12 protein-coding genes are annotated in these 10,469 nt (G+C 29.3%); 10 read left to right on the plus strand and 2 right to left on the minus strand.

Translation table 4 applies throughout. The annotated features are described in order from the left end of the window. On the minus strand, positions 1 to 334 hold a 334-nt coding region (locus tag N1F73_RS03320; protein WP_260360103.1), incomplete at its 3' end, for an MAGa4850 family ICE element protein. A 306-nt stretch (positions 335 to 640) separates the two neighbouring features. Here N1F73_RS03320 and N1F73_RS03325 point away from each other — a divergent pair. The 8 genes from N1F73_RS03325 to N1F73_RS03360 all read left to right on the plus strand — a co-directional run bounded on the left by N1F73_RS03325 (position 641) and on the right by N1F73_RS03360 (position 6,430). Beyond that, positions 641 to 1,198, plus strand: coding sequence for a thermonuclease family protein (locus N1F73_RS03325; protein WP_259289979.1), 558 nt, complete (start codon positions 641 to 643; stop codon positions 1,196 to 1,198). A gap of 195 nt (positions 1,199 to 1,393) precedes the next feature. Then, positions 1,394 to 1,837 carry a 50S ribosomal protein L11 gene (rplK, locus tag N1F73_RS03330; RefSeq protein ID WP_259289978.1) on the plus strand — a complete coding sequence of 148 codons (444 nt, stop codon included), beginning with the start codon at positions 1,394 to 1,396 and terminating at the stop codon, positions 1,835 to 1,837. After that, a complete protein-coding gene (gene rplA, locus N1F73_RS03335) occupies positions 1,837 to 2,529 on the plus strand; it encodes a 50S ribosomal protein L1 (RefSeq protein WP_259289977.1) in 693 nt (230 codons plus the stop codon). Before rplK ends, rplA begins: the two co-directional genes overlap by 1 nt. A 77-nt stretch (positions 2,530 to 2,606) precedes the next feature. Beyond that, entirely contained in the window at positions 2,607 to 3,317 is a 711-nt protein-coding gene (locus N1F73_RS03340; protein ID WP_260360104.1) for a hypothetical protein, read from the plus strand. Between the two features lie 34 nt (positions 3,318 to 3,351). After that, positions 3,352 to 4,329, plus strand: coding sequence for an aspartate--ammonia ligase (locus tag N1F73_RS03345; RefSeq protein ID WP_260360105.1), 978 nt, complete (start codon positions 3,352 to 3,354; stop codon positions 4,327 to 4,329). 79 nt (positions 4,330 to 4,408) lie between these two features. Next, entirely contained in the window at positions 4,409 to 5,488 is a 1,080-nt protein-coding gene (gene prfA, locus N1F73_RS03350) for a peptide chain release factor 1 (RefSeq protein WP_259289974.1), read from the plus strand. Next, on the plus strand, positions 5,488 to 6,201 hold the full coding sequence (gene prmC / locus N1F73_RS03355) for a peptide chain release factor N(5)-glutamine methyltransferase (protein WP_260360106.1): 714 nt from the start codon (positions 5,488 to 5,490) through the stop codon (positions 6,199 to 6,201). The genes prfA and prmC overlap by 1 nt, the downstream gene beginning before the upstream one ends. Positions 6,202 to 6,208: 7 nt before the next feature. Next, a complete protein-coding gene (locus tag N1F73_RS03360) occupies positions 6,209 to 6,430 on the plus strand; it encodes a phosphopantetheine-binding protein (protein ID WP_259289972.1) in 222 nt (73 codons plus the stop codon). A 29-nt stretch (positions 6,431 to 6,459) separates the two neighbouring features. On the opposite strand, the gene N1F73_RS03365 is transcribed toward N1F73_RS03360, so the two are convergent. Continuing rightward, positions 6,460 to 8,310 carry an ABC transporter permease subunit gene (locus tag N1F73_RS03365; protein ID WP_260360107.1) on the minus strand — a complete coding sequence of 617 codons (1,851 nt, stop codon included), beginning with the start codon at positions 8,308 to 8,310 and terminating at the stop codon, positions 6,460 to 6,462. A 53-nt stretch (positions 8,311 to 8,363) separates the two neighbouring features. Here N1F73_RS03365 and N1F73_RS03370 point away from each other — a divergent pair, with 53 nt between their 5' ends. Together N1F73_RS03370 and N1F73_RS03375 are read left to right on the plus strand one after the other, a co-directional pair. Next, on the plus strand, positions 8,364 to 8,894 hold the full coding sequence (locus N1F73_RS03370) for an NUDIX domain-containing protein (protein ID WP_260360108.1): 531 nt from the start codon (positions 8,364 to 8,366) through the stop codon (positions 8,892 to 8,894). Further along, on the plus strand, positions 8,894 to 10,318 hold the full coding sequence (locus tag N1F73_RS03375) for a phosphotransferase (protein ID WP_260360109.1): 1,425 nt from the start codon (positions 8,894 to 8,896) through the stop codon (positions 10,316 to 10,318). Before N1F73_RS03370 ends, N1F73_RS03375 begins: the two co-directional genes overlap by 1 nt. Positions 10,319 to 10,469: the final 151 nt, after the last annotated feature.

The following is a 10,469-nucleotide window of genomic DNA, read 5'->3' on the forward strand; positions in this document are numbered from 1 at the left end:
CAACAAGTTTTTTAATGGCTAAATTCAGCGTCGTTTTCTTAAAACCAAGTTGCGAAACTAAATCATTTTTACTTATCTCACAATTTAGTTTTTTATACATTCTAATAGTCATAAAAACTTTAACCAAGACTTCATTACCAGCTAATTTATTTTTTCAACTTCGTGAAATAACCAACTTCGCATTTTTAATGAATTTTCAAACATGCTCAAAGTTTTGCTTATCATAAACTTTGCGATCATATTTTTTTACAAAATTTACATTGTTGTAAAAATTTCTAATTTCTTCTTGCTGACCTTCTTTCTCCATCAAATCTAAATTGCTTCAAACACTCATGATAACTCCTAAAAAAATTTTTGTTTTTTTTAGAAAATGAAAAGTTGGGAACAACATTTTTGTGGTATAATATATTCAGTTGTCGGGGGGGGGTTGTTCCCTCCTTTTCATTTACTAATTTTTTTTAAAATCAAAAAAGCTGCAAGTAGGTTGCAGCTTTTTTACACACTAATTTTTTACGCATTCTAATTAAAATTTAGAAAAGCATTAGGCGTATGTCTGATGCTTTTTTCTATTGTTTTTTCAATAAAAATAATAAAAAAGTCTTTTTATTGAAAAAAATCATCAATAAGCAAATATTCAAATATGAAATTTAAGCTTCATTTTCTACCAATTCTTTTAAGTCCCGTATGTGTTGTTGCTTGTGATTCAACGTTTTCAACATCTGGAAAAATTGTTAATTTCGAATATTATCATGTCAGTGACGGGGATACGATTTATCTTAATTACAATAACAAACGAACTGGTATTCGTTTTTTAGGTATTGATACTCCAGAGACTAAAAAAGCTCACAATGTTATTGCCACATTAGAAAATGCTTATGCTCAAAAGGCTAAGCAAGCTTTAATAAAGTTATTAAACAATAAACCAATCAAAATTCAAATAATAAGTATCGATCGTTATAATCGCCTAGTTGCTAGGGTTTGAAATTATCAGAATATTGACGCAAATATTTACTTAGTTTCGAACGGCCTTGCGCGTGTGAAATACCTCGATAAAAAAAGAAGTAATATTAATTATTGGAATAATAATTGAAAAATTAAAGCATATTATGACAAATTAGTTGCAGCTGAGTCGATGGCAAAAAGAAATAAAATAGGTATTTGAAAATATAAAATCGGAGATATTTTTTACAAAAAATAATTATTTAGCACTTTGCATTTTTACTTTTTTCAATTAAAAAACGTATAAATTCGGCAATTTTTATTAAATTTAAAAAAAATTATTATTTTTTGCAATTGAATTTATAATTAAAAAGCAATTTAATATATATGATTGCCTCTTAACTAGTGGGAGATAAAAATCGCTAGAACCACACTATCGAAAGGATAAATTATTATGGCAAAATCAAAAGCTGATATTGTTCGTGTTCGTAAATTACAGTTCAAAGCCGGTCAAGCTAAACCAGGTCCAGCACTAGCTGGTGTTGGTATTAACATGCCTGACTTTACTCGTGCTTTCAACGATGCAACACGTGACAGAGGTGACGAACCAGTTCCTGTACAAATTACAGTTTACAAAGACAAATCATTTGACTTCAAAATTTTTACAGCACCTGCAAGTTACAAATTAATTAAAGCTGCAAAGCTTTCAAAAGGTAGCTCTAACGCTAAAACAACTAAAGTGGCAACAATTACTGTTGACCAATTAAGAGAAATCGCAGAATACAAATTACCAGATTTAAATACTAACAACATTGAAGCAGCAATGAGAACAATTGCTGGAACTGCTAAAAACATGGGTATTCTAATCGAAGGTTTCGATTCAGAAGGAGATAAATAATGGCTAAAGTTGGTAAAAAAATTAAAGCAGCATGAGAATCATTTGATAAAAATGTTGCTTATGACTTAACAGAAGCTATTGAATTAGCAAAAAGAACATCATATTCAAAATTTGATGGTTCAGTTGAATTAGTATTTAAATTAAATCTTGACGTTCGTAAAGCTGATCAACAATTACGTGGTGCAGTTTTACTTCCTCACGGTACAGGTAAATCAATCACTGTTTTAGTTGTTACAAATAACCCAGAAAAACAAAAACTAGCTAAAGCCGCTGGTGCTGATCAAGTTGTTGACGGTGCTGCTTTAGAACAAAAAATCAAAGAAGATGAATTCGACTTTGATGTTATGGTTGCTGACCCAGCAATGATGCCTATTTTAGGTAAATACGGTAAAAAACTTGGGCCTAAAGGTTTAATGCCTAACCCTAAAACCGGAACAGTTACTCCAACTCCTGAAAAAGCAGTTGAAGAACTTAAAAAAGGTAAAGCAAACTATAGAACTGATAAAGCTGGTGTTGTTCATACACAAATCGGTAAAGTATCAATGGATACAACTAAATTAGTTGAAAACGCACAAACAGTTATCAACTTAATTAAAAAACTTAAACCAACAACCGTTAAAGGTACATACATGCAAAATCTTGTTGTTTCACCTACAATGGGTCCTGGTATTAAAGTTAAAATTGAAAAATAATATAATAATCAAGCTTTTGCTTGGTTTTCTTTTACCATTTTTTAAATAAAGTAAAATTATCAATTAAAGGAGGAAAAATGAATAATAGTTTAATTCCTAACAATATTCCAAGTAGACAAATGAATTTAACTTTAGTTATTTTAGACATAATATTTTTAGTTTTTTTATACGCATTAATAATCTATAAGAAAAAATATATGAGTGCTATATTTTCCTTTGTTGGTGGTATATTGTACTTTATAGTTGACTGAGGTATTTTTTACAAAGCTTTGGGTCAAAGAGTAGTTATTGGAGCCAATCCATTCTGATTTTTATTATGATTATCAATGAGTTATGGAACAACAAATTTTCTATTGATATGACTCGCAATTAAAAAAGACAAACATCTATTGCATTTTGCCTTCATTATTGCAATTTGATGAATCTGTTCACCATTGATTTCGAGACTACAACCAAACGCACAGCAAATTATAATTTGAAGAGAAACAGGTAAATACCATTGAGTAATGGCAGCAATGCTAGTCTTAGGTTACTTTGCCCTAATAACTTATAATTTAGTAACAAAACAGTCACAATTACCAATAATTAGAATGCTAATTATTGGAATTAGCGTGCAATTCGCTTGAGAATTAGCACTGATGATAAACGGTATTAGAAAATTACAATGAGGCCCAATAATTATTGACTCATTGATAGAAACTAACTTAGGAATTCCATACATTTATTTAATTTGAAAATCACTATCAAAAAGATGAAATGAAAATCTATCTAAAGTTAGTGCCAATTAGATATTATTTTTAGCAATAAAAACGAAGGAGGAAAATGTATAAATCAAAATTGTCAATTAGACAAACCCAGAGCGCAATTCAGGACCTTAAATCTTTTTTTCAAGAAGAATTAAAAAAGGAACTTAACTTAACAAGAGCAACAGCACCCCTATTTGTCTCGCAAAAATCAGGATTGAATGATGGTTTAAGCGGGGAAAAACCAGTTAAATTCTTTCCTAAAGACACCGCAGAAGAACTTGAAATTGTTCACTCGTTAGCAAAATGAAAAAGACAAGCATTATATAACTATCATTTCGATGTATACGAGGGATTGTATACTGACATGAACGCAATCAGACGTGAAGAAAGATTAGATGATACACACTCATATTACGTCGATCAATGAGATTGAGAAAAAATAATTTTGCCAAAAGATAGAAATATTGATTATTTAAAATCAATTGTTAATTCAATCAATAAATGTATTGTTGATACTAAAAAACATATAAATCAAAAATATAATTTAGAGCATCGCTTTAGCGAGGAAGTTTATTTTATAAGTGCTCAAGAATTGGAAGATTTATATCCTCATTTAACTCCAGAGCAAAGAGAAAACGAACTAGCTTCAGTAAAAGGAACAATATTTATCTATCAAATTGGTTGAAATTTAAAATCTGGAAAACCACACTCAAACAGAGCATTCGACTATGACGATTGATATCTAAACGGTGATTTAATCGTATATGCCCCTTGAAAAAATAAGGCAATTGAAATATCATCAATGGGTATCAGGGTAGATAAAAAATCTTTAATTGAGCAGTCTGGATTAAGTACTGAAGAAGTCAAAAAAATATCGGAATTCCACTCAGGAATTATTGATGATATTTTGCCGCTAACAATTGGTGGTGGAATTGGACAAAGTAGATTGAGCATGGTTATGTTAGAAAAGCAACATATCGGTGAAGTTCAGTCATCTTATTGACCTAAAGACATTAAAGACGAATTAGAAAAACAAAACATTTATTTACTATAGTAGCTTTTGCTACTATTTTTATTGCTAATAAACGTATATGTAGGCACAATATTTAATGTTTCGTTTATAATATAAAACTATGGAACAAACAATGTACAAATCATTACTTGGAATCAAGAGTAAATATGACGAATTAACTAATAAATTGACTGAAGAATCAGTTATAAACGATATAAAGGAGTATACAAAAATAAACCGCGAAGTCGGTAAAATTAAAGATATTGCACAGGCCTTCACTACATACCAAAATCTTGAAAAGGACGTTAAAACAGCCAAAGAAATGTTGTCTTCAAAAGACAGTGAAGAAGTGTTGTTTGCGAAATCAATAATCGAAGAAAATGAGCCAAAATTGGACGAGTTAGAAGCGGAATTAAAAATTCTTATTTTGCCAAAAGATGAAAATGATGATAAAAATGTTATTATCGAAATCAGAGGAGCTGCCGGAGGAGATGAAGCTAATATTTTTGCCGGTGACTTGTACAGAATGTATTCAAAATACGCTGAAGAAATCGGTTTTAAACACACAATATTGTCATCTTCGCCAGCCAACGCAGGTGGTTTTAGCCAAATAGTTTTCATGGTTAAAGGCGAAAATGCTTATTCTAAATTAAAATTTGAAACCGGTGTACATCGTGTGCAAAGAATCCCTACTACTGAAAGTAGTGGCCGTATTCACACTTCAACAGTTACTGTAACTGTAATGCCAGAAATTGATGACAGCGTTGACATTGAAATCAAACCAACAGACTTAAATATTGATACATACCGTTCATCTGGTGCTGGTGGACAAAGTGTTAACACAACTGACTCAGCAGTTAGAATTACACACATTCCTACAGGAATTGTTGTAAGTTCACAAGATCAAAGAAGTCAAATAGCCAACCGTGAAGCGGCAATGTCTGTATTAAAATCAAAATTATATGATTTGGAATTACAAAAAAAACAAGATGAAGAATCTAGTTATCGTAAATTAGCAGGGCATGGTGACCGTAGCGAAAAAATTAGAACATATAATTATCCACAAGACCGTGTAACAGATCACCGTATTGGTTTCTCGTCTTCTTTAAAACAAGTTATTGAAGGTAAATTAGAACCAATCATTCAGAGTTTATTGACAGAAGAACAAAATCAAAAAATTGCTGCCAGTGGTTTAAAATAATGCCAACAGTTGAAGACTTATTATTAGAAAAAAAACGTTATGGCCTACAACAAATAATTACTGATGAAGAAAAAATAAAGCTTGATTCAGGAATGCCGATTCAATATATTATGGGTTATGTTGAATTTTTGAATACACGAATCAACCTTAATCACAAAGTATTAATCCCTCGTTATGAAACCGAAGAGATGGTACACATGATTATTGAAAAATACTCAAAAAATATTGATAATATTAATGTTTTAGACTTGTGCTGTGGTTCTGGTTTTATCGGTTTAGCAATCAAAAAAAATATAAAAAATGTTTCAGTTACTCTTTCTGACATTGACCAAGAAGCGATTGATCAAACGAATGAGAATATTAAGCAAAATTTCAACGACCATAGAGACATTAAAGTTATTAAAAGTGACTTGTTTGAAAAAATTAACGATCGCTTTGACTTAATCGTTTCAAATCCACCTTATTTAGATCCCAATATTAAATTAGAAAATCAGCAATCCCTTAATTTTGAACCTCAACACGCATTGTTTGCTGAGGATCAAGGTTGATATATTTATGAAAAAATACTCAAAGAATACAAGGAATACCTAAAGCCAGGCGGTAAATTAATTTTAGAAATAAACCCGTTACACCTGGAAAAATGAAAAACATTAGAAAATGCGGTTATCATTAATGATATAAACAAAAAACCGCGTTTTGTAATTGTTGTATAATTTACCTATGGATATTAAAGAAAAAGTAATACAAAGAGTTCAAAAATATTCTAAAGGCAAAGTTTCTTTAGAATCTGAATTAAAAGAATTGAAAATCGACTCATTAACACTTGCTGAATTAGTTTTCGAATTGGAAGAAGAATTAAATATCAGAGTTAGTGATTCGGAATTAATGAAAATAAAAACCATTAAAGACGTAGTGTCATTAATTGAAAATACTAAAAAATAAAGTTGTTGAATTAGAACAACTTTATTTTTTTATACCAATTTAAGTTTCATATTTAGCTTAAATTGTTGAAGGTAACGATTTACCTTTTGGTTATATTTCACTATTAATTTTGGCGTCAATGTGTGTTCAATTATTGTCAACAATGAAGTTAAACAAATTGCAATAAAGGCACATTCATACATAATATTTGTTGAGTTATGACCATGATTATTTAATTCAGTAACCATTCTGGTTGTCAGTGTTTGTTGTGAATAAAGAAGCGAAAAGACCGGTGAATTATGATGACCAGATGTTAAAAGAAATGGAGATGCTTCAGCGATAAATAAGACAAAACATAATAGCAATGCTTTTATAAATGTTGGGATCACAGCGACTAATTTGACTTTTAAAAATATTTCTCTGTTTGATAATCCTTTTGTTCGTAATCGTTCAACAATATTTTTGTTCACGTTTTTGAATCCATTATTAAAGTGTTTGACCATTACCGGAATTAATAAAGCAATTACCGACATTACCCCAGCCAGTAGTGAAGAATCATGTTGTGGACTCAATGTTAGATGCAATACTTGTATAAAAATAGAATAAGCAAACAGACCATGAATTAATGAAGGAAGTCCCATACTCATTAAAATACTGGTGTTTAGTAATCTTGAAAATCACGATTTACGGTTGGTTTTTTCAAAATAAAGTGAAATTAAAAAGGAAATTGGAATAACAAAAATAATTGTTCATAGGGCACCATATAGTGTCATAGCAGTTGTTCATAAAGTGGTGTTTGTACCAAATTTAAAGGTGGTTGTTTTCGAAAATGTTGAAATTATTCCGCCAATAAAAATAAATAAAAATGTAGATGAAAGAATGCAAACTAGAGCAATAAAAGCAATGATTTCTGTTATTTTTTTGTATCAATTATAGACACTTCAATATGTTTTCTTTGTTTCGTTATTTATCTTTGTGTTATAGAGCAGAATCATTTGTTTTTCGCTTTTTTGATTGAATTTCAATAAACTCAACTTGCGAATCATATAGTTTATCAGTGAGATAAAAATAATTAACATCAGTGATAGTGAAAATAAATAATCTCTAACTTCGGCTTTAGATTCGGTAAAAAAATTAGTAGTTATCAAAGTTGCTGATGATTTTAAATGTGAATTAAAAAATCCAAATAATCCGTTGTTTCATACGCCAGCTTTTGAATTACTTCACAAAACGAACGAACCGGCCGATGCTTCACCAACAACCTTCATAAACGCAATGAAAAATGCTCTAAAAATTTGTTTTTTCTTATCTCTCAAAATAATTTTATAAATTATCAATGAGTCGCTAAGACCTTTATCTTTTGCTAATCTTTTGTGTATCAATTGAAATTTATTCAATACATTATTCAGTATATTAGTCAAAACTGCACAATTATAAACAAAGAACATCATTATTGCGGTCAATAAATTACGTCCATCAGAAACATTTAAGATTCACTCGCTTCCTTTGGATAAAAATTTAAGTGCAAATAAAGCGAATATAACTGAAGGTAAACCACCGATTATTTTAAAAAATAGTTTAATGCCTCATTGCAGTTTATTATGTAGTCTAAAATTAATAAATATTGCAGTTTTCAGCGAAAGCGGTATTGAAAGAATCAATGTCAAAAATGCTAGAACAAATGTATAGGTTATACCGCTTAAAATTCCGCCGTTAATATCCGCAAGAGTATAATTTCATCCAAGTGGTGCAATACCTTTTTTTACCACTAAATTTGTTGCTTTTCATATAATTATTAATATAAACGCAAACATCAACATCAAAAACAAAACAGCGGTTGATATTATCAAAATATCAACAAATCTCTTTTCTTTGTTTGTTTTTTGCGTTCTTTTTTGCATATATTAAGTATAAAAAAATATTAAAATAACGGAATAAAAAACGGAGGATAAAAATGGAATATCTTGATATTTATGATGATGAGAGAAATAGAACTAATAAGGCAATAATTAGAGGCGAAAAATTAGGACCAAATGATAATTTATTGGCTGTGTTTATTGTCTTATTCAATAACGAAGGCAAAATGCTGATTCAAAAACGTTCAAAAGATAAAAGTGTTGCACCTGGTTTATGAGATTTCAGTGCCGGTGGTGCTGTATCATCAGGCGAGAGCTCTTACGAAGGGGCTTGCCGTGAAACATTAGAAGAAATTGGCTTTGAAATCAATAAAATCAGTAAAAAACCCGCCTTTTCTCAATATTATTTTAAGTTTATCATCGATTATTATGTTGTCAGAACCGATTGAAATATAGATCAATTCAAATTGCAAAAAGAAGAAGTGGATCAATTAAAGTATTGTGATTTTGATGAAATTAAGACAATGATGGAAAAAGGTGAATTTAGACAACACAGTTTAAATGTTATTAGCTTATTGTTTGAAATCAACAGCCAGACCGGTTTTGGTGAAGAAGGAAACAATTTATAATGGAAAAACAAATTGAATTATTGAAGCAAAAAATAGACGAGAAAATTTTTGTTCAATTAAGTAACATTGAATTTGTTTATGAAGGTTTTCACAATTTAACATTTACAGGTGTTTATCAAAATTCTAAAGTTCAAATTCGATTACCTAAATCAAATCTAGTTGATCATTCAAAAGAATCAAAAATCTTATCTCAATTCAAAAGTACAATTTACTATCAAGACGGTATTTTGATAAAGAAATGGTTTGAAGGCAAAAACATTGAGAATGTTGAGTTAAGTTACTCAAATCAACTAGACCTAATACGAGAAGTTAAAAAATTCCACAAAATAAAAATTGAACTTGAACCAATTGACTTTTTCTATTATGGTGAGGGTGACAAAAAATATCAAGAATTAGTAGCAAAATATTCAAAAAATAAAGATTTAGTAACTGGACACAATGATCTTAATGGTAAAAACATATTGATCAATGAAAAGGGAGAAATAAAACTAATTGATTTCGAATGAGTAAGAAAATCACATCCATTCTTTGATGCTATTGCCTTGTATCGAAACTTAAATATTGATAAAGAGTTAATTGAAAAAGAGTTTGCTATAACAGAGGAAGAATTCGTTGAAGTTACTTATATTTATGATAAATTCAAAGAATTGGCGTATAAAAAAACTTATTCTAATTTAATCATGGATGATAACATCAAACAATTAACCGCTGGCTACACCAACATTTCCTATGTTAAAAATGATTTATTTATACAACAGAAACGTCTAAACGGATTTAATCATTTGCACAATTTAAGTGTGTTTAATAATTTAAAACCCAATCAAAAAGTTATCTATGAAGACGAAAAGATAATTGTTAGAAAATTCATCCAAGCGTGTGACATTGACTTTAATGACTGAGAAATTAGAAAAAAAATCGCAATTGCGATTGCCGATATTCACAACTACAATGTTAAATTATTAAACAACAAAATATATGAACGCATTATTCATTATGTCGAACAATTAAAGGATCACAAAAAATATAACAGTGTATTTACACAAAATATTAAAAATAAAATTATTTCTAATGCTAAATATCTTCCAAATGATGTGGTCAGTCATAATGATTTAAATAGAGCTAATATATTGCTAGATAAAACGAATAATATCAAGATAATAGACTTCGAATATGCGTCGCTAAATTCAAAATATTTCGATATAGCATATCATTGTTCCGATCTTGACTATAACACAGAAGATGAGAAGAAATTTATAGAAATTTATAGAAAAAATACTGAAGATTACTTTGATTTCGATGAATATTATCGTGTGAAGGCCATTGTTAATTTTTATGGTATTTCTTGATCATTAACCTTTAATCCTGACTTTGATTTCGATTGACTAACAAAACATGTTTTGAATAATCTAAAATATTTAAAATAAATAGAATACGTATAATTACTAAACTTGTGAAATAAAAAACAAAAGTTCCACTTTTTTCGAATTTGTAAATGGGAACTTTTGTTTTTTATTTGGACTTATATTTTTGATATTATTTACTAGGTTGACTCCTTTTAATTCAACCAAAATTTAA

The sequence above is a fragment of the Mycoplasma sp. HS2188 genome, from assembly GCF_025209835.1.
Taxonomy (GTDB): domain Bacteria; phylum Bacillota_I; class Bacilli_A; order Mycoplasmatales; family Metamycoplasmataceae; genus Mycoplasmopsis.